Origin of the sequence: Desulfobacter curvatus DSM 3379 (assembly GCF_000373985.1) — a bacterium.
GTDB lineage: Bacteria > Desulfobacterota > Desulfobacteria > Desulfobacterales > Desulfobacteraceae > Desulfobacter > Desulfobacter curvatus.
The window spans coordinates 53254-77805 of record NZ_KB892990.1 but is presented as its reverse complement, the minus strand read 5'-3'; the positions used below and the strand labels follow the sequence as shown (position 1 = coordinate 77805).

19 protein-coding genes are annotated in these 24552 nt (G+C 48.5%); 10 read left to right on the top strand and 9 right to left on the bottom strand.

Annotated features, from left to right (window positions below):
• The coding region (locus tag B147_RS0107820) for an ATP-binding protein (RefSeq protein WP_020586660.1) at positions 1-181 on the top strand (181 nt) is incomplete at its 5' end.
• A 91-nt stretch (positions 182-272) separates the two neighbouring features.
• On the opposite strand, the gene B147_RS27840 is transcribed toward B147_RS0107820, so the two are convergent.
• The 3 genes from B147_RS27840 to B147_RS33470 all read right to left on the bottom strand — a co-directional run bounded on the left by B147_RS27840 (position 273) and on the right by B147_RS33470 (position 3054).
• Complete coding sequence (locus tag B147_RS27840; protein ID WP_020586659.1) at positions 273-1394, bottom strand: ATP-binding protein; 1122 nt, start codon at positions 1392-1394, stop codon at positions 273-275.
• Between the two features lie 190 nt (positions 1395-1584).
• On the bottom strand, positions 1585-2778 hold the full coding sequence (locus B147_RS0107810) for a Fic family protein (RefSeq protein ID WP_020586658.1): 1194 nt from the start codon (positions 2776-2778) through the stop codon (positions 1585-1587).
• A gap of 33 nt (positions 2779-2811) precedes the next feature.
• On the bottom strand, positions 2812-3054 hold the full coding sequence (locus tag B147_RS33470; protein ID WP_020586657.1) for a hypothetical protein: 243 nt from the start codon (positions 3052-3054) through the stop codon (positions 2812-2814).
• Between the two features lie 289 nt (positions 3055-3343).
• On the opposite strand from B147_RS33470, the gene B147_RS30170 reads away from it, so the two are divergent.
• The 9 genes from B147_RS30170 to B147_RS0107760 all read left to right on the top strand — a co-directional run bounded on the left by B147_RS30170 (position 3344) and on the right by B147_RS0107760 (position 17672).
• Positions 3344-4201, top strand: a complete 858-nt coding sequence (locus B147_RS30170) for a helix-turn-helix transcriptional regulator (protein WP_157237816.1) — start codon at positions 3344-3346, stop codon at positions 4199-4201.
• A gap of 270 nt (positions 4202-4471) precedes the next feature.
• The gene (locus tag B147_RS0107795) at positions 4472-5836 is read left to right on the top strand and encodes an efflux transporter outer membrane subunit (RefSeq protein WP_020586655.1); all 1365 of its coding nucleotides are present in this window, start codon (positions 4472-4474) and stop codon (positions 5834-5836) included.
• 3 nt (positions 5837-5839) lie between these two features.
• Entirely contained in the window at positions 5840-7024 is a 1185-nt protein-coding gene (locus tag B147_RS0107790) for an efflux RND transporter periplasmic adaptor subunit (protein ID WP_020586654.1), read from the top strand.
• On the top strand, positions 7024-7860 hold the full coding sequence (locus tag B147_RS32810) for an efflux RND transporter permease subunit (RefSeq protein WP_245568965.1): 837 nt from the start codon (positions 7024-7026) through the stop codon (positions 7858-7860). Before B147_RS0107790 ends, B147_RS32810 begins: the two co-directional genes overlap by 1 nt.
• A gap of 61 nt (positions 7861-7921) precedes the next feature.
• On the top strand, positions 7922-10126 hold the full coding sequence (locus B147_RS29705) for an efflux RND transporter permease subunit (RefSeq protein WP_245568963.1): 2205 nt from the start codon (positions 7922-7924) through the stop codon (positions 10124-10126).
• Positions 10127-10330: 204 nt separating this feature from the next.
• Complete coding sequence (locus B147_RS0107775) at positions 10331-10972, top strand: hypothetical protein (RefSeq protein WP_020586652.1); 642 nt, start codon at positions 10331-10333, stop codon at positions 10970-10972.
• A gap of 109 nt (positions 10973-11081) precedes the next feature.
• Entirely contained in the window at positions 11082-13151 is a 2070-nt protein-coding gene (locus B147_RS0107770; protein WP_020586651.1) for a TonB-dependent receptor, read from the top strand.
• Positions 13152-13164: 13 nt separating this feature from the next.
• On the top strand, positions 13165-14079 hold the full coding sequence (locus tag B147_RS0107765; RefSeq protein ID WP_020586650.1) for an ABC transporter ATP-binding protein: 915 nt from the start codon (positions 13165-13167) through the stop codon (positions 14077-14079).
• Positions 14076-17672, top strand: coding sequence for a hypothetical protein (locus B147_RS0107760; protein ID WP_020586649.1), 3597 nt, complete (start codon positions 14076-14078; stop codon positions 17670-17672). Before B147_RS0107765 ends, B147_RS0107760 begins: the two co-directional genes overlap by 4 nt.
• Positions 17673-17686: 14 nt before the next feature.
• On the opposite strand, the gene B147_RS0107755 is transcribed toward B147_RS0107760, so the two are convergent.
• The 6 genes from B147_RS0107755 to B147_RS0107730 form a co-directional block, all read right to left on the bottom strand.
• Positions 17687-18490, bottom strand: a complete 804-nt coding sequence (locus B147_RS0107755) for a class I SAM-dependent methyltransferase (protein ID WP_020586648.1) — start codon at positions 18488-18490, stop codon at positions 17687-17689.
• A 103-nt stretch (positions 18491-18593) separates the two neighbouring features.
• Positions 18594-19490 (bottom strand): DUF4198 domain-containing protein, encoded by an 897-nt coding sequence (locus B147_RS0107750; protein ID WP_020586647.1) that lies wholly within the window; start codon positions 19488-19490, stop codon positions 18594-18596.
• 19 nt (positions 19491-19509) lie between these two features.
• Positions 19510-19836 carry a hypothetical protein gene (locus B147_RS27825; protein WP_020586646.1) on the bottom strand — a complete coding sequence of 109 codons (327 nt, stop codon included), beginning with the start codon at positions 19834-19836 and terminating at the stop codon, positions 19510-19512.
• Entirely contained in the window at positions 19833-22223 is a 2391-nt protein-coding gene (locus B147_RS0107740; protein WP_020586645.1) for an efflux RND transporter permease subunit, read from the bottom strand. Before B147_RS0107740 ends, B147_RS27825 begins: the two co-directional genes overlap by 4 nt.
• Before the next feature lie 10 nt (positions 22224-22233).
• Positions 22234-23445: a DUF1302 family protein gene (locus tag B147_RS0107735; protein ID WP_245568967.1), complete on the bottom strand. Its 1212-nt coding sequence runs from the start codon at positions 23443-23445 to the stop codon at positions 22234-22236.
• A gap of 2 nt (positions 23446-23447) precedes the next feature.
• Positions 23448-24269, bottom strand: coding sequence for an outer membrane lipoprotein-sorting protein (locus B147_RS0107730; protein WP_020586643.1), 822 nt, complete (start codon positions 24267-24269; stop codon positions 23448-23450).
• Between the last annotated feature and the right edge of the window lie 283 nt (positions 24270-24552).

The window sequence follows — 24552 nt, the reverse complement described above, 5'->3', positions numbered from 1 at the left end:
GATCACTTCAAATCGCCCCATTGAAGACTGGGGCCTGCTTCTCAAAGACAATGCCGCATCATCGGCCATACTGGACCGGTTGCTTCACCATGGTCATCTGCTGAAATTTGAAGGGAAGAGTTACCGACTCAAAGAGGCTGCCAACCGGCTCTCTCAGCTGCGCGACAATAGGGAGGGATGAAAAAAGGAAAAAATGGAAGATATTAAGAGAATAACTTAGATCTCAATATTCTGCCGCCGGGGGATTTTGACCCGGCCACGGGTGGGGGATTTTAAAGTGGCCATCCGGGGTCATGGGAGTATCTGTTCAGGATATAATCCGATAAACTGGCCTTCACCTCCATGTTTGGGTATTGAAGCTTATAGAAAATTTTCCCCGCCACCCTGCGGTCATGGACGATTGTGAGATAGCCTGCCTGGAAAAGGAGGTTTTCAGGCGTGATAAAGTCAATATCAAATGCGCCGATCAGGGTTTCGGACGCCTCGATGTTCTCAATATCCGGGATATAATATTGATTTTTCTTTAAAAGATTTATCAAAAATGTGGGGGTGCCCGTCTCAAACCAATAGTTGCGGAATTTCCCGGCACGAAGGTAGTGGAGGATGCTGAAAGGGTTGTATACTTTTTCTCCGAGCCAGGCATAGCCGTTGTACCATTTGCGGATATCTTCCAGGGATTTGTTTTCCAGACGCTCTGAAAATACTGAAACCATCTCCAGTTCCGTATAGCCGCAGATCGCGGAATATTCAGCATCCAGCGTGATATCGGTCAGGTTGTTCAGCCCTGAAAACAGGCTTACCTTGGAAAACTTGGATACGCCGGTGAGAAAGACGAAGCGCAGATTGGCATCCTGTCCTTTGATCACGGAATAAAAATTTTTCAGTCCTTCACGCATCTCTTCCGCGATTTTGGGTGTTATAATATTATCCAGGATAGGCTTGTCATATTCATCAATCAGGATTACAGCACGAAGACCGTATTTTTCACTTGATCTTTGAATAAGGTCACTGAAACAACCGGAAACGCTGTCTTTGTACCGGCATTCGACCCCTAATCTTTTTTGATTGCCTTCAATCAGTTCAAATATCTTCCTGTCCAGTTCCTCCCTGCTTTTGAGAACGCCTTCAGCAAAGGAGATATGGATCACCGGATAGCGCTTTTCCCAATCCCAGTTGGCATATAACCACAGTCCCCGGAAAAGATTTTTATCGGCCTCGAACGCCGTCTTGAGGGTGTCAATAAATAAGGATTTCCCAAAACGCCTGGGACGGGAAAGAAAGTAGTATGTTCCCATTTCTGCCAAGGCATGAACAAACCGTGATTTATCGACATAGGCACATCCTTGTTCTCTGATTTTTCTGAAACTGCTGATTCCGACAGGCAGTTTTTTCATGGTTACGCCTCCGGCGGGTTAAGAATCAAAATATGCCCGTCATTCCTTGCATCATCCATATTGCATTCTCTGTTTTATTTAACGGCGGCAAAATAGCACGTGAATCTACTCTATAGACCTTATTATCAGTCCCTGAAAAAATCAAATTATCTATGTAAAAAATTACAAAATTTGTGGGTCGATGCGTTTGTCATGGTTGATCCCCGAACGTATCTTCTTTACTGGGTAATTCAGTACCTTGGCTCATGATTCGAATATACTCCAAATAGGAATAAAGGCGGTTTCGTTTTTTCCCGGTCACCTCTTTTACTATGCCAAGATGTTCGAGTTCACGAAGGCAGGCATTAACTGTTGCGGGGGAAAGTTTAGTCTTTTCTTGAATCCAGTTCGGTGAAGCAATTGGACGTTCGAGCATTGCCTTATGAATGAGGTTGGCTGAACCTGATATGCGTTTTAGCCCATTTATGCGCAACCCATCTTCAGTGGAAAGTTTCATAAGTTGCTGAGCGGTTTTGACTGCCTGTGTTGCCGTGTGAATAATCGCATCTGCAAAGAAATCAAGCCAAGTCTCCCAATTCCCGGTCAGACGTATTTCGTTCAAAAGCTCATAGTAACGTTGACGATATGTTTTGAAATAGAGACTGAGATACAGCATCGGTTCTTTAAGGACTTTTTCCGAGCATAGCAATAAAGTAATAAGCAAACGGCCAAGACGACCGTTGCCGTCAAGGAAGGGATGGATGGTTTCAAACTGGACATGTACGAGTGCTGCCTTGATCAATACCGGCGTTTTTTCCGGCTGATCGTGCACAAAAAGTTCCAGGTTGCCCATACATTCCAGGAGATATTCAGGAGGGGGTGGTACAAAAGCGGCATTGCCGGGATGGCTTCCACCAATCCAGTTCTGGCTTCTGCGGAACTGTCCGGGATCGCATTCTTTGCCACGGCCTTTGGATAACAATACGCCATGAATCTCTTTCAATAATCTGAGCGAAAGGGAGAAATTCTCCTCAAGCCGCTTGAACCCATGATTGAGCGCTGCCACATAATTGCTTACTTCCTGAACGTCATCCAAAGGAACCCCGGGTTGATATTCGAATTCAAACATCAGCAGGTCTGAGAGTGACGACTGAGTCCCCTCGATCATAGACGAAAGCACAGCTTCCTTGCGCACATACATATAAAGGAAGAGCGATGTGTCCGGCAGAAGAACTGAGACACTGTCAAGCCGGCCAAGGGCCAGCAACGCCTGGTCAAACTTTTCCCTAAGCTTTGGTGACCATTCAATTGGAGGTACTGGTGGCAATGGATTAGGAACAAAGGCCCGGACCTTTTCTCCGGCTATCAATGACTCTATATATTGGCCTTGCAGGTCTCTGTCCATGTTTTTATTTCGATTATTGAATTAATAATTTTTTTATTTCAATTTAAGACGTAATGTAAAATAAACGGCGTTCAGGGTATTGTCAAGTCTATAGGAATCTTTGAATTCAAGGTTGTAAACATTGACCAAACCCCTGGAACGGCCCTTGAGCAGGTCAAACAAAAAGGCTATGCCGCCAAGTATCGCGCAAGCACCTCTGAAATCTATCTTGTCGGTGTGGAATTTGACCGCAACGAGCGCAATATTGTCCGGTTTGAATGGGAACGGGACTGACATACTATAAAAAACGTTGACAAACCACACACAAACCTGCCATTAGATATCTCTAATAAACTTAGCCAATACTTATAAATTGAGGGCTAATTGAATGGTCATGCAGAATCATAAACGATAGAATGTGAAGTGCTTTAGCAGTATCTGAGATAAGTTGATGGAACATGATTTCATGCAGATGGGAGAATGGCAGGAGGGAATTGACGGGAGCTCCTTGTTTAGCTCAACCGTTTTGCATAATGGCCCTATTAATTGGGTGATGTCGGATATTTTTGGCCAGGGTTCCATTCAAATGATAAAGTTCCGCCCGGGAATGACCTTAAGTTTTCAACGGCGCCGCTTCAAACATCGGACTAAACTCTATGGCCAAAGCAATAAGGCGTTCATCGGTTTCCACTTTTGTCTGTCCGGTTTTGACCGAACTAAGGTAAACGGTGTTGGGAATGATCTTCAGTTTTGCCGGGACAATAATGGTCTCATCATCGCAAAAAACGGTTGGCAGTGGCAGGTTGAAGTTCCTGCAGAGCAAAATTTTTCGATTGTCTCCATCGGTTTTACGTTCAAAGATTTCAAGAAAATCGTTTGCGATCGAACACAGAGATTACCTTCGGTTTTACAGTGCGTCTGCGAAGACAAGGCCCCCGGGTTTGAGAGTGTGACCATGCCTTCAACGCCACAAATACGGTTGGTGCTGGCTCAGATGCTTGATCCCTCTTTGGTTCTATCCCATAGGAAATTATATTTTGAAGCCAAATCTTTGGAACTTATCGACCTTATTATAGATTCCCTTAGTCATACAAGCCATGACAAACGTTCCGCAAGACATTTTCAATCCTCGGAGATCGACAGGCTTTATCATGTAAGGGAGGTCATGTTAAAAGATCTTGCCAACCCACCAAATCTGTATGACCTGGCAAAACTTGCAGGCATGAACCATTGCAAATTGAATCGCGGATTCAAAGCCCTGTTCGGCAACACGGTTTTCGGATGCCTTCGGGAGATGCGCCTTGAAACGGCCCGGCAGCTCCTGACGGCGGGCAGAATGAATGTCACCGAAGCCTCCTGTTTTGTGGGCTATTCTTGTTTGAGCCATTTTTCCAATGCGTTTAAAGAGCAATATAAGATTAACCCGCGGGAATGTTTGAAATAATCTCCCCGATCCTTTATCTTCCTGCCGGAGACGTCACCAGGGACCAACCTTCGAAAAAGCCTTGTGATATCGTTTTCAGCGCTCCCTTGGATGGTTGATCGCACCAATATTACACAACAAGACTTCTAATGTATTCTTGTTAAAAGTTCGCCTACCATTAAAATTTATTCATCTACCATTAGTCTCCTTTTACAGGGATCTGGTAATACTATTGTCGCGTTTAGCTCAAAAAATAGAGAAAAATTAAAATATAATTAAAAACCGGCTGGGATGCCCGTTGAAATTCCTGATGCCTATGTTCATAAGGCGGGTATTGACGACACGGCCCGGACCGGTAATGAAACCACGACCGGCGGATGGTGGCAAAAGTTCAGGGTTGATGAACTGAGCAAACTGATTCAGACAGGCCTTGACGAAAATTTTGATCTCAAAGTGCTTAAAGCTAAAGCTGACCAGGCTCTGGCGGATGTAAAAAATAAAAAATCAGGCCTTTGGCCCTCTCTTGATTACGCCCTTGAAGGGGAAAGAACCCATTCCCAATCTAAAACCCAAGGGCAGTCTGCCACATCGGACCATGATCACACCTATTCCGCCGGCTTGGATGCTGAGTATACCCTGGATCTGTGGGGGAAAACCCATGCCTGTGTCAACGCGGCAGAACTTGAATATCTGGCTGCCCGCCAGGACCTGGAGGACGGGGCTTTAACCCTGTCCACGGATATTGCCGATACCTGGGTGGATATTGTGTCCGTGCGGACCCGTATGCAAGTGCTTGCCCGGCAGATCGAAGCCAACCGGATGACGCTGAAGCTGCAGGAATTGCGCTTTATCAACGGCAAAGCCACGGCCCTGGAGGTGTCCCAGCAACGGGAAGCCCTGGCCCAGGTTCTTTCCGCCATGCCTTTGCTTGAAAAAGAGGAAAAACAATTGATCAATGCCATGGGTCTCTACCTGGGCCGGACACCGGGGAGACCTGTGGCGGTTGCGGCCACAGACCTTCCCCAAACCTTTCTGGCGCCCCAGCCCGGTATCCCGGCGGACCTGCTTGGGAACCGGGCCGACATCCGGGCCGCCCGGAATCGCCTCGACGCGGCGGCACTGGATGTGGAAGCGGCCAAAGCCGATCTGTTTCCCGAACTGACCCTGTCCGCCTCGGCTGTATTTTCCAGTGGAACCCTGGACCTGCTGTTCCGGAACTGGGTGGCCACCCTGGGTGCTGCCCTGGCAGGGCCCATGCTGGACGGCGGGGAGCGCAAAGCCGAAATTGAGCGCACCCGGGCCGTGGTTCGGGAAAAGGTCAATACCTATGCCAAAACCGTTGCCACTGCCATCTGCGAGGTGGAGGACGCCCTGGTGGCCATTGACTGTCAAAACGCCTATATCCAATTGCTTGAACAGCAGTTGGCGGCCGTTCAAGCTACCCTCCAGGACGCCCGGGTTCAGTACCTGAACGGCCAGAGCAGCTACCTTGACTATCTTACGGCCTGGGCCTCCCTGGAAAGTTTGGAGCGCCAGCTGATCAGCGAACAGGCAACCTATGTCAAAGAACGAATTGCACTTTATCGAGTAACAGGTTGGCGGGGGGCATTTTTCAAAGCCACCCCGCTACAAGATAAAAATACCGGAGCACGGTGAGTTATGAACCAGACCCCTTCAAAAAGATCTGTTGGCGTTATCCTTATAAAAATTATCCTGCCTGTATGCCTGACGGCATTGGGTGTTGCCGGATTTTGGTACTACAAATCCAACACAGTGAAATTCAAACGCAAACCTGCGGTAAAAACCGTCCCGGTGGTGGATACCATAAAAGTGAATCCCGGCCGGGCCACAGCCCAGATCCGGGCCATGGGAATCGTTCAGCCGGACCGGGAAGTGGTGATTAAATCCCAGGTGGCCGGCACGATTATCCAGGTGGCGCCTGAATTTGTCCAAGGAGGCCTAATCCCCAAGGGACAGACCATGGTTCGAATTGATCCGGCGGACTACACCCTGGCCGTGAACAAGGCCCAAAACGCATTGGCCCAGGTCCAGGCTGATTTTGACATCGAAAAAGGCCAGCAGCAGATTGCCAAAGAAGAGCTCAAGCTCATGGCCGCAATGTCGCCCGACGGGGTGAAGGAGACCAGCCTGGCGTTGAGAAAACCCCAGCTTGAACAGGCCAGGGTCGCCGTGGAAAGCGCCAAAAGCGATCTTGAAGCCGCACGCCTGGACCTGGAACGCACCCGGATCATGGCCCCCTTCCATGCCCTTGTGCTGTCCAAGGAGGTGGATGAAGGGGCCATGACAGCCGCCCAGGGCGCTCTTGCCACCCTGGTGGACGTGACCTGCTACCAAGTGGAAGTCCAGGTCCCCATGGACCGCCTGGACCGGATCAGGTTCCATGAAACCCATGGCAGTCCTGTGCGTATCCGTTCCCTCTATGCGGGCCGGGAATGGGAGGGACGTGTGGTGCGGACCACAGGCGCCGTAACCGAGCAAAGCCGAATGGCTGGCGTTATTATCCGGGTGGATGATCCCCTGGGGCTCGGGTCTGCCAAAGGCCGTGCCGCCATGCTGCTGGATGATCACGTGGAAGCGCTCATTGAAGGCCACTCTTTTGACAATGCGTTTCCTGTGCCCCGGACCCTGGTCCGGGAGGATTCCAGTTTATGGATATTTAATGACGGGCACCTGGAGATCCGCAAAGTGGCGCCGGTGTGGATTGAAAATAACCGGGTGTTCATCCAATCCGGGCTCTCCCCGGGTGACCTTGTGATCTCTTCTGATCTTCCCACACCTGTACCGGGCATGGCCTTGACCCTAGCTTCGGGGGAGGACCGATAATGTCTGAACAAAAAACAAATATGTCCGATCATCGGGGACACAGCCCAAGGGGCGCCATCGCCTGGATGGCCGGCAACACAGTCGCCGCCAATCTGCTCATGGTTGTTTTTCTTGTGGGCGGCTTTTTCATGGGGTTTCACATCAAGCAGGAGGTGTACCCCGATACCACCCTGAAGTCAGTGAGTATTACAGTGTCCTATCCCGGGGCCAGTCCCGAAGAGGTGGAATCCGGCATTATTCTGGCCGTGGAAGAGGCGGTGCAGGACCTTGACGGTATTGATGAAATTACATCCAAAGCCTTGGAAGGCAGTGCCTCAATCACCATAGACGTCCTGGACGGTGCTGATGTTACCCGGTTGTGGCAGGAGGTCAAAAGTGAGGTGGACCGGATTGACACCTTTCCGGATGAGGCCGAAGACCCGGTGATCACCATCACCTCCGGGAAGCGGAACGTGCTGCTGCTGGCCCTTCACGGGGATGTGCCGGAAACCACCATGCGGGATCTTGCCGACGATGTCAGGGACCGGCTTTTGTCAGACCCTGATATCACCCAGGTAGAATTGGAAGGTGTCAGGGAGCGGGAGATCCTGGTGGAGATCTCCATCAACACCCTGCGGCGCTACGGCCTAACCCTGTCCGATGTGGCGGATGCCATTTCCACGGCTTCGGTGGAGCTGGGCGGCGGAGCCATCAAGTCCGGGGGGGGGAGACATTCTGCTGCGTATCAAATCCCGCAAAGACTATGCCCGGCAATATGCAAAACTGCCCATTCTCACCCGGGAGGATGGCTCACAGCTTGTGTTGTCGGACATCGCCACCGTCAGGGAAGGGTTTGAGGATTCGGGCACCTGAGCCTCATTTAACGGCAAACGGTCCGTTACCATTATTGTTTATCAGGTGGGAAAACAGACCCCCATCCAGGTGGTTAGCGCTGCCAAGGAGGTGCTGAAAACCATTAACGCGGATTTGCCCGAGGGAATTCATCTAAGTATTATCTGGGATATGTCCAAACTCTTTGCCCAAAGGGTGGACCTTTTACTGCGCAACGCCTATTTGGGACTTGCCCTTGTGTTTTTATGCCTGGCCCTGTTCCTTGAAATCCGCNTGGCCTTCTGGGTCAGTNTGGGNATCCCCATTTCATTNTTAGGNTCTTTTATCTTTTTGTCNGCAGCCGATTTTACCATCAATATGGTAAGCATGTTTGCCTTTATCGTTACCTTGGGTATTGTGGTGGACGATGCCGTGGTGGTGGGGGAAAATATCTATCATTGCCGAGGCCAAGGCATGGGATTTCTGGATGCCGCCGTCCATGGGGCCAAAAGCATTGCCGTTCCCGTNTTTTTTTCCGTGATTACCAATATGGTCACCTTTATGCCCATNATGTACATCCCNGGCAGTCTGGGGAAGCTGTTTAAAACCATGCCNNTGGTGGTGGTGGCCGTATTTGGTGTCTCTNTGATCGANAGNCTGTTTATCCTGCCGGCCCACTTAAGCCATGCCGGGCGTCCCTTGTTTTTTCCCTTGAATATTCTTGAAGCCTGGCAGGCAAGGTTCTCTGAAAAATTTGAAACCGTTGTCAAATCCGGGTATGGCTCAATTCTGCCTGTGCTGCTTTCCTGGCGGTATACGGTCTTTGCCCTAGGGCTTGCGATGTTGCTGATTACATTCGGATATGTGAAGTCCGGGAAAATGGGCATGATCCTGTTTCCAAAAGTTGAATCCGATTTCGCTTTTTGTGAGATCTATCTGCCGTACGGCACGCCTGAAAGCAAGGTGCGTGAAGTAGAAAACCGCTTGGCGGCATCGGCCCAAAAGACCGTGGATGAAAACGGCAAACAAAACTTGTCAACAGGGATCTCTTCCCTGGTCAGTGAGAATCATATCCAGGCGAGGCTTTTTTTGACTGATCCCGAGATGCGCCCGATGTCCACCTCCGAGGTTACCCGGATCTGGCGGGAAAAAACCGGTCTGGTGGCCGGCGTTGAGACCATTGCCTTTGCGGCCGACCAGACCGGTCCCGGTTCCGGAAAAGGGCTGACCATCAGCTTAAGCCACCGGGATGTGGATGTTTTGAACCGGGCAGGCGAAGACCTTGCCCAGCGTCTGGCTGAGTATTCAATGGTTTCGGACATTGATGACGGATCTGCCCAGGGAAAACGGCAGTTCGATATTACCCTGACCCCTGCGGGCTATCGCATGGGACTTACCCCGAGAACCATTGCCGACAAAATCCGGCATGCGTACCAGGGGATTGAGGCGGTGAAACATCAGCGGGGAAGAAACGAAGTCACGGTAAGGGTGCGGCTGGCAGGGGACGAGCGCATTTGTGAGACTTCATTTGAAAATTATGTGATCAATGCCCCAAACGGCGAAATCATGCTCAGGGATGCCGTTAAAATTATCGAGGGAAGGGCCTATACCCAGATCCGCCGGAGCGACGGCCGGCGGGAAATTAAGGTCGCGGCCAATGTGACCCCCCAGTCCATGGCCGAAAATATCCTCCGAGATATGAAGCAGGAGATCCTGCCCTCCCTTGTGGGCCGGTATCCGGGCCTGTCCTACGATTTCAAAGGTAAACAAGCGGATATCAAGGAGAGTATGTCTGCGCTGTTCAAAGGCTTGCTTCTGGCGTTATTTTGTATATTTGCCTTGCTGGCCATTCCCTTTAAAAGTTATTTTCAGCCCTTGATCATTATGCTGTGCATTCCATTTGGCGTGATCGGGGCCGTGGCCGGCCATATTCTCATGGGGCATTCCCTGTCCATTCTGAGTCTGTTCGGCATTGTGGCCATGGCAGGCGTGGTGATCAATGACGCGTTGGTGCTCATTGATTTTTCCAACCGGCTGGTGCGCGGGGGCATGCCTGTGAAGGACGCAGTCACGGCCGCCGGGATACAGCGGTTCAGGCCCATCATTTTGACCACATTAACCACCTGCGGCGGGCTTGCCCCGATCATCATGGAAACGTCGTGGCAGGCCCAATTTCTTATCCCCATGGCCATCTCCCTTGGGTTCGGTCTTTTTTTTGCCACGCTGATTACCCTGGGGCTTGTGCCTTGTCTTCATTTGATATTAGAAGACATCAAAGGCCTTTTTAACTAGTGCCCCACTGAAAACCGCAAATTTTGTCGCTCACTTGATCGGTATGGTAATACTTTTGATGTTTATATATCAAAAGTTCGTCTACCATTAAAATCTCTTCGCCAACCATTAGTCTCCTTTTACTGCGGTCTGATAATACTATTGCCGCGTTTAGTTTAAAAGTATGCATGTATTTTTTTAATTTATCCTTAGAGGAAAAGTAAAATGAGAAAGAAACTGACCATTACCCTATTTTTGATTGTATCTATTTTTTCCAGCACAGTATTTGCCGCAGATAAGGAAAAGGCAAACATCTCCGATCTTACGGCATGGAAAGGCCTAAGTGTGCCCAATGCCAAACTTTACGACAGTGACGCCGGAGAAAGGTTTTTTGAAAAAGTGACGGAATTTGCACCCAAGGGGTATACAAAAAAAATGGTAACAGACTTTATTTACGGAAAGATGTCCCTGAAATTTAAATCCCTGAACGTTGTGGATGAAAACACGATCATCATCGACGACAAAATTACCGGGGATTACGTCCATGTCGGCAGTCTCAGTACAAAATGGGAGAAATATGACATCACCTGGCATATTTTTAAAACCGATTCAAAAGAGATGATCCAGGCCGGATTTAAATATTTTCTTTTTCTCCCGTTTCACGGGGGGGGCAAGGATTCTTTAAGGCATGCCCATCTCAGGTATGGCAATGAAAATTTTGATTTCCTGGCGACGGACCCTTCGGTGAAATCGTGGTGGCCCACCGTTTATCAGCCGGCAACAACCGATGAAGCCAAAATTATGGCGCAGATGACCAAAAAAGCAAAGTTGCGGGCAACAACGCTGCCGCCGTTGGAAAGACAATAAACGAATAAGTCCCCGGAACTAAACTATAAAATGATGATGAAGCATGACGGAAAAGGTCGGATAATACGATACTACAAAAAATTAAAATATAACTAAAAAAGGCAAGGCTATGAATAAACTGAAAACGATAAGTTTATCTATCGTTACATCCTTACTTTTGGGAAATCTTCTTTATGCGCAAGATACGCAAACTTTAGATGTAGATAGCGTAACGGTAACGGCAAATAAAATGGAAGAAGATATTAAAGATGTTCCCCAAAGTATTACGGTTATGACGGATGTTGAGATTGAGGAAAGAGGGATAAAGGATGTCAGCGATTTAATAAAATATATTCCAAATCTTATCTCAACTTCAGCAATAAATTTTAGAGGTTTAAATAGCTCTACGTTTACCAATGCTAGCCCCATGGTGATCTATGTAGATGGAATTCCCTATAGTCATAGGTGGGCTTTTAATAAAACCATATCAAATATTTTAAGAGTAGAGGTTCTAAGGGGGCCTCAAGGGACAATTTACGGAAAAGACTCCATGGGTGGGGTTATTAATATTGTTACAAAAGAACCTTCAAATACCGTGGAGGGAAGTGTTTCCGCAGAATACGGTACGGATAATTATGGAGAAACAGCTTTTGATATTAGTGCCCCGGTGATTGATAATAAACTTTTTTTCGGACTAAACGGCGTATATTCCCAAAGTGACGGCTCTGCGACAAACCACTATCCCGGTCAAAAAGAGGATGCAAATGAAAAAGAGAATTATCTTGCCAATATCCAGTTAAAATATAATCCAACTGAAGATCTAAGTATAAAATTCAATGCGTCTAAAGAGAGTGATACAAAATACGGCGAAGAGGGTGGAATAGTACCTTTTGGTTCAGATATCAATAGCTATGAAAGAGATGATTTTAAAGATGTATCCTATGATGAAGATACCTATTCAGAGAACAAGTCTGATGCCCAGGCACTTCATATGGATTATGATTTTAAAGATTTGAGATTTTCCTCTTTAACAACACATAAAAAAACAGAAATTAACCAATACTATGATTACGATCATTCTGATGATAGTTCATATGATGGCCTATCTTATTTCATGGAGATGGAATCAAAAAATATTGCCCAGGAGTTTAGACTTTCCAATAATGGTGATGGGTTAAGATGGGTTACGGGGATATATTATGAAAACCAAAAAGATGACATTATAGTTGCGACCAGACTTTCTGATACAGATTCTGATGCAATTTCTGAAATCAAAAGTGATACCTTAGCTGCGTTTGGGCAAGTCGTTATCCCCTTTTTAGAGGATTATGAAATAACTTTAGGTGGAAGATATCAAAGGATTAAAAAAGATATTGATGCAAAAAATTATTACCTGCCCGCAGGCACTACAGGAGATCCCCGTTATACCTTGGATGAGGATAATACCTGGGATGCTTTTTTACCCAAAATCGCTCTTTCATATAAGATAAATAATGATCTGAACTCCTATTTTAGTGTCACAAAAGGGTATCTTGCAGGCGGATATAATTATGCTGCAAGTAGCGGTACGGTAAAACAAAATAAGTTTGATGCCCAAGAGTCAATCAACTATGAGTTAGGAATACGAGGAGATTTACTGGATAATCATCTATATCTTTCAGCAGCTGTTTTTTACATGGATATTAAAGATTTGCATGTTTACAGTCATGATGAGGCAACAGGTGTCACACATACATCAAATGCGGCAGAAGCTTATTCCCAAGGAATAGAATTGGAACTGAGATATACAATAAATGATAATTGGCGCATTGATGGTTCTTTCGGGCTTATCGAAGCAAAATATGATGAATACACAAATGCAAGCGGAACTGATCTGAAAAACAATAAGATAGAGAGGACCCCTTCACATACGGCTAATTTAGGCGTGTCATATTCTAACGATAATGGGATCTACGGTAGATTTGATATCAAAAATCAAGGGAAAATGTATTTTAATGATACAAATACATATCAAGAAAGTTCATATACCACAGCGGATATAAAAATAGGATATCTCTTCGATGGTTGGGATATTTATGCTTATGCCAACAATATTATCGATGAAAGTTATTTAACAGCTGCCAATAATATGATGACAGGGACTGTTTTAACCTACGGCGAAGGAAGATTTTTAGGAATCGGTGCAACATATCGCTTTTAATAGAGAATTAAAAATGAAACTTCTTATAAAAAATTTATCAAAAACTTATCCCAACGGCGTTCAAGCTCTGAAGAATGTAAATTTAAGCATTGGTAAAGGCATGTTCGGCCTGTTAGGGCAAAACGGGGCCGGTAAATCTTCCCTGATGCGCACATTTGCCACCCTGCAGGATGCGGACTCCGGACAGATCTTTCTGGGAGACACGGATGTGATGAAAGCGCCGGAAAAGATTCGCCGTACCCTGGGCTATTTGCCCCAGGAGTTCGGGGTTTACGATACGGTTTCTGCCGAAGAGATGCTGGACTATATTGCCCAAATCAAGGGGCTTGAGAAAAAAACTGAACGCAGGGCCCAGGTCTCTTATCTGCTGAACAGGGTCAATCTCTACGACGTGCGTAAAAAGAGGCTGAAAACCTATTCCGGCGGGATGAAACAGCGTTTCGGCATTGCCCAGGCACTCATCGGTGATCCCGAATTGATCATCGTGGATGAGCCCACGGCCGGGCTGGATCCTGAAGAGCGAAATCGATTCTATAATATCCTGAGCGAATTGGGCGAAGAGGCGATCGTCATTCTCTCCACCCATATTGTGGAGGATGTGACGTCCCTATGTTCGGACATGGCCATCATCGGCAGCGGTCAGGTGTTGGTTCATGCCCCGCCCCGAAAGATTGTCCAAGCGGTGGAAGGTAAAATTTGGACAAAGGAAATCGATAGAAACGATCTGGATACCTGCAGGGAAAATCTGGCCGTCATTGCCACCCATATCGAGCAGGGCCGGATGCGTATCCATGTGTTGGGCAATACAGCGCCGGATGCCGCCTTTGAACCCGGAACAGCGAATATGGAAGACGCCTATTTTGCTGTGATCAGCGGCCATGCGGATTTGCCGGAACTGTCCCCGGGCGTATTGGAGGGTCAACTATGAAACTGGCTTCCATCGTCCGGTTCGAGATCCTGTACAACGCCAAAAAAGCGTATACCTATATCTTCTTTGGCCTGCTGGTTTATCAAGGCGTCTGGTACACCATGGGCGCCTCAAAAATGTTTGCCAACAATAATGTCCTGGTCAACGCCCCGGCAATCAACTACCAGAACCTGGCTGCCATGGGTATGTTGTTGTTTGCCGTTACCGCCATTATTTCCGCCGGGGCCCTGGCCCGGGATCTGGAATCCGGCGCAGCCTGGATCCTCTATCCTGCGATCATCCATGAAAAAAAATATTTCTGCGGCAAATATATCGGGGCTCTGCTTGTCAATCTGGCGGTGGTGCTGGGTTATCCCCTGGGAATTCTTCTCTTTTCCTTTCTTGGTATAGGAGGTGCAACCGGGCAATTCGGTCCTGCGCCTTTGGGCCAGCTTGTGCATGCTTGCTTCCTGCTCACTATGCCGAACCTGGTTTTTCTGGTCACGTTTTCCGTTTTTTTGGTGGTGATATTTCGAAAAGCCGCGGCTGCCTACATTGGCGTGCTGCTGATATTTATCTGTTTTCTGGTTGCCGTTTCCACCCGGAGTGAATCTTCCCATGTTCTGCTTGTGGAGCTTCTTGATCCCTTTGGCTATTGCGCCGTAAAGCATATCGCTGACAAAATGGACATACTGGAACTTAATACCGCCTATCTGCCGGTCACCACCGCTTTGCTCTGGAACCGGATAATCTGGGGCGCTGTCTCCATATTCTTGTTTGGCGTCTCTTTTTTGAAATTCAAATTCAAACATTTTGTCGCGCAAACTTCCAAAAAGCCGCGCCGGCAAAAAGAACCCGTTTGCCTGGTCCAGGAAGGGCCATTTCAAAAAAACAGTGGCAATGCGGCTTTTGTGCCGGCATACGGTTTTCAAACCTGTTTGGTGAAAAGCATTGGATTTGCATGGCTTGAGACAAAAAGCCTGTTTCGTTCGCCGGTTTTATTTTTTATCATGATCACCCTTTTTCTGATGTTTCTGGGGTACAATTTCCTGTGGACATCCGCCCATTACCTGACCACCTCCCACCTTCCCCTGACCTCTGTCATGACACATGCCAGAGTGCCCATGATGATCGTCATCGCCTTGATGTTGCTGATTCTCTCGGGCGAGCTTTTGTTCAAGGATCGAAGTTCCGGGGTATGGCAGTTAATCGATGCCATGCCCACGCCGTCCTGGGTTTTTGTTCTGTCCCGCTGGCTGACCATGGGAATCCTCGCATTTTCCATCGCGTCACTGATTTTGCTAGCCGGGCTTGTTTCCCAATTGGCCATGGGATTTCCCGATATTGAATGGGGCCTGTATATCCGGGATTTATACGGATCGCGTTTTGGCTGGCTGACCAGCTTGCAGATCGTCACTTTGGCCTTTTTCTGCGGTGCCCTGTTCAACAGCCGGTTGAAAGGACACATTTTTTCCATCGGCGTATTTATGTTTATCGCCATGTCCGTCGACTACAAGTTGATCGAACAATATCGCTTTGGATTTCTTTTTGTTCCGGGCGGTTTTGGTCCTGAAAAATACAATTATTCAGAGATGAACGGATACGGGGTGCTGGATGCGGGCCTTTTTTGGTATGCCGGGGCCTGGACGGTTTTGGCCGTGCTGTTTTTTGTGCTTACGCTGCTTTTGTGGAATCGCGGGGTGGACAGAAGCTTTAAAGAACGATGGCAGGTGGTCCGCCAAAAACTGCCCACGTCCTCGGGCCGGGTATTGGTGGGCGCCATGGTCCTTTGTCTGTTTTCATTTGGTTGTTTCCAGTACGGCATTCATGACAACCTGATCCGCAAGGCAGAATACCGGACCAAGGCGCAAAAGGAAGCCGTGGCCGCGGCCTATGAAAAAAAATATGCCAAATACCGGGAAACGCCCCAACCCAAGATCACAAATCTGGACCTGAGACTGGATCTTTTTCCGGCAAAACGACACGCCGCCTATAAGGCGCGATTGGAACTTGAGAATAAAACCGGCCACCCCATGGACACCCTGCATCTGGATTGGGATCAAAAGTTGACCGTTGCAGAACTTTATTGTGAGGAGTATTCCCTTGGGAAGTTGGAAGATGATTCTGAACTTCGCCATGCCGTATACCGCCTGAAACCCGCCCTGGCCCCGGGAAAGACCATGGCGCTGAATATCAAGGCAACCCTTGCCTACAAAGGATTCCACCAGTCCGATTTCCAAGGCGATCTCACCTATAACGGAAGCGTTTTGGGCACGGATTTTCTGCCCTTTTTCGGTTACGACCGCTCCCGTGAACTGGACGAGAATAAAGAGCGATTGCAGCAGGGTCTTGATCTTCTGGATTCCCGCATGGAGCGGGCGGATAATCTCTTTTCCCGGGCAAACCGGTTTGAATCCGTCCAGTCCGACAAACTGACCTGGAATATGGTGATCAGTACGGATGGAGATCAGACGGTGATCGGACCGGGAGAGAAAGTAAACGCTTGGCAGGAGAAGGGGCGAAACTATGCCAGGTTCCGGTCTGAATATCCGGGATCAATGGATTTTAAAATCATTTCCGCACGGCTGGCCACCAAGGCGTTCCAGTGTCAGGGTGTTCCCTGCCGGCTTTCCCATGATCCCCGTCATACCTATAATCTGCGGTTCTTTGAAGATGCCATGCAAAAGGCGTTCGCCTGGCTTTCCGGAAAACTGGGACCCTATCCTTACAGCGTTGCCCAGGTGGTTGAAAAGCCGTTGTATGACGATGACTTCATCACCTTTGCCAACGTTACGGCCATTTCCGAGGCCCACGGCTGGACAGCGGACATTAAAAAGGATGAAGACGGACAATATGTTTATCTGACAATGGCAAGGGCGCTTGCCAGGCAATGGATTCTGGCTTCTTTGAAAGCAGCGGATGTCCAAGGCGCTGAACTTTTGACCCAATCCATTGCCCAATATTATACGTTCCGGTTTATGGATGAGACCTGGGAACCCGGGCAAACAAGGAAATGGCTGGACAAAGCGTATAAAGACTATGAAAAAGACAGAGCCGAGGAGGCCATTGAAGAAAAACCGCTGCTCTTTGTGGACAAGGCGGCTTACCTTTCAAAGGAAAAAGGCGGGCTTGCCCTGTATGCCCTTGCCCGGCGAATGGGCCCGAAAACATTTGACCAATGGCTGGACACATGGATAGTGAATGCAGGCCAAAAAGAAGAATTTTTAACTTCAGCAGATTTTTACGATGACCTGAAAAATTTTGTTTCTGCTATTCATCACTCCTTTGTCCAGGACTGGTTTGAAAGGCGTATTCAATACCGGATGTCCCTGGACAATGCACAGATAAAGGACGGGAAACTTGCTCTGACCATTACTGCCGCCAAAATGGAATCTGGAGACGAAAAAGGGATGATGGAAAAAAATTTCTCAGCGCCCCTTGGGGTTGGGATGGCAGATGCATCCGGAAACGTTAAGGCCGTCGGGCAGCTCATGATCCGGCCGGGGCAAAACAACTATACCCTGGACTGCCGTCTTTCTTCGGGCACCATCGTTCTTGATCCTGATTATTGGTATCTGATCGAAGCCAGGAAAAAATGTTCGAAAAAATTATAAATAGTTCACCTTTTCTAAAAGGAGAGATAAACAATCCTGCAGGCCAGGTTCGGGCGAACAAATGGAAGCCTTGCAATTACGCCGAAAATTCCCCAGCGGCGCTTACAATAGTCGCTGTAGTCCCAGGCATCCAGCAACCGGATGGCCGGATGCCATGCTTCGAGCGCCAAGGGGTTTTTCAGGCCCCATTTGAACTCTGCCCGGGAGTCCATTTTTTTTAATGAACAATGATGCTTGCTTTTGCCGACCATGATCGGCGGCAGGGTCTCAAACAACACCCGGCCCCGGCGAAAGGTAGTGGCCAGCTCTTTAAAGAAATTTTGTACAAGGGACTCTTCAAAGTACATCAACAGGCCTTCGGCTAAGAAAAGAACCGGGCGGTCACCCACATTAACGTCCTGGATCCATGACAAATCAAATATGGATTTTTCAATAAAACGATAGGATTCGGATTCTTTAAAAAAGTGCCGCCTCAGGGTGATGGACTCGGGTAAATCAATTTCATACCAATCATGATTCCGGCAATCCAGGCGGGTATGGCGGGTATCCAGACCTGCGCCCAGGTTAATCACCACCGCATCCGGGTGGATGCTCAGATACTTTAACAGGGCCGTATCCAAAATTTGGGTCCGAATCGCCACACCGGTCTGGGTCAGTTTCCCCCCTTTTTCGAACCGGGAGAAATCATAATCAATCTGCCCGACCATTTCCACGGCCTTTTCATCCCGGATCAGGGGATTGGGCATACGCGTCTCGGCAGCCCTGGCCCACAATGCAACCAACAAGGTTTCAGGAATGCCTGAAAGAGAATGTTCCATTAACATATTCCTTACAGCTAATTAAAAAAACTGCCCAGCCCCACAAATATTATCGGGCCGGGCAAGGGACAAAAACCAAAAGAGCGTTTGGGGTCAGGCGTTATCAGGGCTTTGCCGTAAATGATACGGAGGCTCCGTAATAGATGGACCGGCATTTTTTGACCAGAGCTTTAAGGTCGTTATCTTTTGTTACCTCTTTTTTTACCGTAACCGAGGCCATCCATGCACCGGGGGTGGGTACCCGGATCTGGGCCTTACCGTTCATGACATATGCCGTGAGCATGTATTGATCCGGACCACCAAAGGTGTTGGAGGTCATGTGCAGGTAGTTCATGCCTTTCATATCGCAGGTCAACGGGTTGCCATTAAGTGTGACCGTAAATTTGACCAGGTCTCCTGCCTTGACGTCACTCATGTCGGTTTCCGGCAGGATCTCAAGTTCATATCCCATGAGTGTGGGCTGGGTCCATTTTTTAATGCCGAAATAGGATTTGCCCACGGCCTTGTACCGGGTGCTGAAATCAAAGGATTTTGCCCCCTTTATCTCGTCCATGGGTTTGGTGGTCATCTTGTGCTTGCCGTTGGCATCCACATACCCGGTAAAATAGGTGGCCTTGGATTCGGCAGTCACCTGGTAGGTGCCGGGCATGGCCTTATCGGTCAGTGAGATTTTTCTTAACCCCAGATCTCCGGGCACAATGGTCATACCGGTTTTGGATTCGGTTGTTTTTTCCTGTTTGATAACGGGCAAAGGAATGGGGGTAATGGAATTATCCGGACCCACCAGGCTGTATTTTTCAATTTCAACGGCGCCGGCTTCGGACATCAGAAAATCATCCAGGGGCATGGCATGTCCCCAGCCAAGGCTGGTGATGACATGTCCCGGGGGGTGGGCGAAGGATTCATTTATATTGACCCATAGTGAGTGCGCATAAACGGTACCTGTGCAAAGTGCTGTCAGGGCAAGGGTTAAACCGGTGAGCTTTACTTTTCGTAACATGTAATTTCTCCTTTTAGGGTTATTGTGATTTCTTCATGGGGCCGTCTTCGCGTACGGTATGTCCCGGGCCGCCATCCAGAAATACGGTATACGGCTGATCCGGGATGTTAAATTCAGCTTCTCCGTTCTCATCCAGCTTGAGTTTTAAGATTTTTTTTTCATTTTTATCCATCAGATACAGGGGCAGGTTTGCGGCCATTGCACCGGTGGAGAACATGCCTTCCACGGACACGGTGCCGTCCTCGTTGTCTGTCAGATTCATGAAAAGGGTGTGGCCAAAGGCCGGGCCTGTGACAAGCATCAGGGTGATGAGCGCAGCAAGCAGAGTGATTCGATTTTTTTTCATTGGATTACCTCCTTATTCAAATGGTATTGGGGCTGTGTTTTTTGCTCGGTAATTGTTTCCGGACCAAAGGCCTTCAGCGTTTTGAGCAGAACCGGGGTGACAAAATAATCGGTCAGCAGGGCTGTCATGATGCCTGTGCCAGTGAAAATACCCAGAAAAAACAAAACCTTGGCCGGAGAACTTAAGTATACGCTGAAGTTGGCCGTCAGGATCAGAGAGGTGAATAAAAGCGGAATCCCGATGGCGCTGAAGGTGTGGCGGATGGCGTCAGCATAGTCCCGCTTCTGTTCAAAGGCCAGTTTGGCATGGTTGATAAAATGGATGGTGTCATCCACGGCCAGCCCTAACAACATGGGCATGATGGTGATGGTCATCATATCCAGGGGCACCCGCATCCATCCCATGAGCCCGCCCACGGCCAGGGCAGGGGTTATGTTGGGAATCATGGCGATCAAGCCGATTTTAAAGTTGCCGAAAACCAGGACCATCAGCCCCGTAATGACACAGATGGCGATGAGAAACGAGGTGAGTTGGCCCTTGGATACAATATCCTGCATCACCGTGAACTGGGCTACGGATCCTGCCAGGGTCACGTTTGCCCCTGGGAAAAGCGCGTGGGCTTTTTGAGTGATTTGGTGCAGTTCCCGGTATGCCTCAACAGTGTTATAGTCCTTAAGGTCCACCGTCATACGCAGACGCCGGTATCCGTAATCAATCCATTTTTCCGCTTCCCGTCCCCCGGCATTTTCGTACAGCAGCATGATTTGGGCCACCATCTCCCGGGTGTCGGGAATGGCGAAAAATTGGGGATTGCCGTCGTGAAGCACCTGATTCATATCTTTGATGATTTCGGTGATGGAGGTAATCTTTTTGGTTAAGGGAAAACCCAAAGCCTCCTGTTCCAGCAAATCAAGCTTTTTTAGGTTCTCAGGTTCCCTGGCCATATTTTCGTTGGGAAATTCCACCACCACATTGTAGGAGTACATCGCGCCCAAAGGTGAACTGCTCACTTGATCCAGGCGGTTTACATAAGGCACCTTAAATCCCATATTTTTACGGATATCAAAGTTGACTTCAAAATTTCGCATTCCTGCCACAGTCGTCAGGATCGCTAAAAAAAATATAATTATGATGGGGACCGGCCGGGCCAGAACCAGATTGGCCAGCTTTGCCATCAAGTTTTCCAACAGGGCATTGGAGTGCAACTGAATCTGTTTTACAGTCCTATCCTTTCCAAAGGAGAGCAGGGCCGGGATCATGATAACCACCATGAGAAAAACGATGGAGACCAACAAAGAGGTTGAAGACCCGATCCAGCGTACCGGTTTGACATCCACAAAATGAAAGGAACAAAGCGCCCCTACCGTGGTCAGGGCCGTGAATAAGATGGGCCAGCCCGTCTCTTTGACGGCCAGGCGGACGGATTCTTTTCTTCGTCCGGTTTTAAGAAAATGGCGTTTAAAGAAAGAAAAAATATGGATGGAGTATCCTATGGATACGGCAATGCCAAGATATAAGGGCACCATGATCATGCCCACATCAATGGGTTTGCCGATCCATCCTAAAATGCCGAAGGTCAGGATCACCGATCCGGCGGTTACAATAACCGTCATGGTAATGCCTTTGATAGATCGCAATGCCAGGGTCAGCACCACCAGGGAAACAACCAGGGACAACCCCATGGTCCGGGACATCTCTTTTTGAAAGAAGGCGGTTTTGTCATGGGCGATGACGGGCATCCCCGAGGACTTTGGATTTAAGGATGCGTATTTGTCCTGGCGGATGATGGTGGTGGCTACTTTTCCAACCTCCATTTCGGCAGATTTGTTGTCTTTGCTCCGCCAGCCTTCTGGGTAAGGGGTCAGCCTCAACATAATCCATGAAAACCGGCCGTCAGCTGAAATCAATTTCCCGTTGAGCAACCGCTTATCCAGAATCTGGTCCCGGATGCCTGCAAGGGTCCCGTTGTCCCAGGGGATCGGGTCCGGCACCGGGGTAATAATTTCAATGCCCCCTTCATGACCCAGGGAAAATTCGCAGTCTGTGATGGACATGATATCATCGGCAAAGGGCACCTGGGTTTTCAGTTCCTTGCCCAGTGCCCGGATCAGGGCCAGGGTCTTCGGATCAAACAGATGGTCCGATTCAACCAGTACCCCCACATAATCGTTGTTGCCGAAAATTTCTTTAAATTCATCCTCGGCCATTTTCAGCTTTGAACTGTCCAGAAGCCATTTATCCCATCCCGCATCGGTTTGAATTTTTTTTAACCCGGCAAACCCGAACACCAGGGCCAGAATAAACACGGCTACGATTAAATAGCGCAGCCGGATGACCCAACTGCCGAATTGTTCAAATATCTGATTGATTTTATTTATGTTAATCATGATCAATCCTTTAAAAATGGTATTTTATTTTTGTCCAGACCTGGGTATTGTCTTTATACCGGCCATAGGACCCCTCCCGATCTCCTTCAAAGATGTCGGCCCCGAAAAAGACTTCCAGGTTATCGATGAACTCGTACTCTGCTGTCAGCCGGAACAGGCAGTCTCTTACGTCAATATCCATATATCCGAAAGCCGACAGGGTCAGTTTTTCCCTGAACAGATCCTTTGAGACGCTGAACGTCACTGTCTTGGTGCACCCACTTTCGGTAAGGCCGGAACCGGAATCCAGGATATGGTCCTGGGCGTACTGCCAGGCCAGGGTCCAGTCGTTTCCTGGATACCAGTCCAGGCCGGTGAGCCACTTGATCCGGTCCTTTTCCGCGGTAAAGTAATCGTTGTCATATCCCTGGACCAGACTGCCCGCAAAATAAGCCGCTTCGGTTCTGAAAACGAACTCTCCCCAGGGTTTTGAAAACTCCGCGCCCAGGATATGAACCCGGTCGTACACCGGTTCCAGGGCCGTGCCGGACCGCTGGTAGCAGGGAAAGTCGTTCCAGGTGTAAAAATAGGAAAATGCCAGGTCCATGCCGGAAAGGTACAGGGTATATCGTACTGCCAGTTCACTGTCTTTAAATGGGTCGTCGGGTTCGTTCCTCGGCAGCAATTTGTTGCTCCCATAGCCGCCAAGATACCAGGGACTGTCCTTTGTGGGCTGTTCCCCGGAATTATAAATCGGAATCCATAGCAGCTGAAGATCCCCCCACCCGGACGCATACTTGAAATTCAAGGCGTCCACGGCCATGCGCATCTCGTCAAAGTCCCGGGTGATTGTTTCTGTGTAATCCAGGGGCGATACATTATCCACAATCCGGATGCCGTCTGCCTGGCCCCAGATAATGATCTGGCGGCCTGCCCGGATGTTCACGCTATCCAGGACATAATCCAGATATCCTTCGTGCAGGCTGACCCCGGACTCATCTTCCAGAAGATGGTTGGCCGACAGATTGACCGCGCCAAAAGCTGTAAAGTTCCCATGGCAGGCTGTCAGTTCCAGCCGGGCCAGGGTTTCCGAGGCCAGAATATCGTTTGGGGATTTGACCTGGGCGTTGTGCCGGGTCTCCAGAAAACCGGTAAACTCAGTGTCCATGGCCATCAGGGGCCGGAGGGGCGGCAAAATCAGCACAATCAGCACGGTCAGGCTGAAAATGGCGGTAAAAACCATATTCACCGAAGATGTCCCCGGGATATGGTGTTGACGCTGAAAAATCCATCATTCACACCGGTATTGTACTCAAGATTGGACAGGGTCATCAGGGTGGTATGCTTTTCCCGGTGATTCTCCATCTTCATTTTGAATACGGTCCAAAAGCCCTGGTGTTCACGCAGATCTTCCACGGTATAGGTCTTGATCAGGCCCTGGGCGTCGTAATATTCGGCCTTAATCGTTTTATAGGCGTCTTTGCGGACCCAGATGATTTTTTCATCATAGAGGGAGTCATCTTCCTTGGGGATGGATTTGATTTTCCAGCAGGCATGGCCGTCCACAGTCTCTTCCCCGATAAGGATGTGGTCGTCCTCGTCCACATTTCGGTCCCCCATATCGTCATAGGTGAAATCCGATCCCATGAAGTAGTCGTTGGTGGAAGCCCCTGAAATGCGCCGGACCTTTCGCAGGGCCGGCATGTAAAGCCATTTGTCATCGTCTCTGGAGGGATTATCATATTCCCAGGATAAAAATGACGTTCCCTTGATATCCATGGGCTTTTTAAAGCCCATCAACTTTTTGGTGTCCTTTCCGTAATCCTTGCCAAAGGATGACATCATCCGGACCCGTTTTTTGTTCCGGCGGTTAATTAACACCATCTCAATGATGGATTTTCTGTCATCCCCGTCCGGGGCCTCATCCACCATGACCATAATATCCCTGCCTGTCAGTGGGGCCGCGACTGCCTTGCCTTTAACAAGAGGGCTTAAAAAAAGAATAAAAATAGAAAAAAAACAGATTAAATGAATAAAATCATATTTTTTCTCCGGCTGGTTTAACATGGGGCCTCCTTGAATAATTATACTTATTATCGTTAAAGTTAGAATTTCCTAACTTGATGGATTTCATAACATGACTTAGTATGGACTTCTACCCGGATCGGGAGCATTTATGCCCGGATCGGGAATCAATCTCTCTCATAATGCTATCGGGTGGTATCACCTCAGTGGGGACCCGGAAAGTCTGACAGTTTTGAAAGAGAGGTTGCGAACAGATGCGTTTAGTGATTAAGCCGTATCTTTAGGCGCTTTTAACAGGCCGCTTTGGGCGGTTATTAATCAAGCC

Coding starts and splice junctions, on each gene's coding strand:
- B147_RS0107770 (WP_020586651.1), top strand. CDS start 11,082: ATGAATAAACTGAAAACGATAAGTTTATCTATCGTTACATCCTTACTT.
- B147_RS0107760 (WP_020586649.1), top strand. CDS start 14,076: ATGAAACTGGCTTCCATCGTCCGGTTCGAGATCCTGTACAACGCCAAA.
- B147_RS0107730 (WP_020586643.1), bottom strand. CDS start 24,269: ATGTTAAACCAGCCGGAGAAAAAATATGATTTTATTCATTTAATCTGT.
- B147_RS0107765 (WP_020586650.1), top strand. CDS start 13,165: ATGAAACTTCTTATAAAAAATTTATCAAAAACTTATCCCAACGGCGTT.
- B147_RS0107810 (WP_020586658.1), bottom strand. CDS start 2,778: ATGGACAGAGACCTGCAAGGCCAATATATAGAGTCATTGATAGCCGGA.
- B147_RS0107755 (WP_020586648.1), bottom strand. CDS start 18,490: ATGGAACATTCTCTTTCAGGCATTCCTGAAACCTTGTTGGTTGCATTG.
- B147_RS30170 (WP_157237816.1), top strand. CDS start 3,344: ATGATAAAGTTCCGCCCGGGAATGACCTTAAGTTTTCAACGGCGCCGC.
- B147_RS27840 (WP_020586659.1), bottom strand. CDS start 1,394: ATGAAAAAACTGCCTGTCGGAATCAGCAGTTTCAGAAAAATCAGAGAA.
- B147_RS0107750 (WP_020586647.1), bottom strand. CDS start 19,490: ATGTTACGAAAAGTAAAGCTCACCGGTTTAACCCTTGCCCTGACAGCA.
- B147_RS32810 (WP_245568965.1), top strand. CDS start 7,024: ATGTCTGAACAAAAAACAAATATGTCCGATCATCGGGGACACAGCCCA.
- B147_RS0107775 (WP_020586652.1), top strand. CDS start 10,331: ATGAGAAAGAAACTGACCATTACCCTATTTTTGATTGTATCTATTTTT.
- B147_RS33470 (WP_020586657.1), bottom strand. CDS start 3,054: ATGTCAGTCCCGTTCCCATTCAAACCGGACAATATTGCGCTCGTTGCG.
- B147_RS0107735 (WP_245568967.1), bottom strand. CDS start 23,445: ATGGTTTTTACCGCCATTTTCAGCCTGACCGTGCTGATTGTGCTGATT.
- B147_RS0107790 (WP_020586654.1), top strand. CDS start 5,840: ATGAACCAGACCCCTTCAAAAAGATCTGTTGGCGTTATCCTTATAAAA.
- B147_RS0107795 (WP_020586655.1), top strand. CDS start 4,472: ATGCCCGTTGAAATTCCTGATGCCTATGTTCATAAGGCGGGTATTGAC.
- B147_RS0107740 (WP_020586645.1), bottom strand. CDS start 22,223: ATGATTAACATAAATAAAATCAATCAGATATTTGAACAATTCGGCAGT.
- B147_RS27825 (WP_020586646.1), bottom strand. CDS start 19,836: ATGAAAAAAAATCGAATCACTCTGCTTGCTGCGCTCATCACCCTGATG.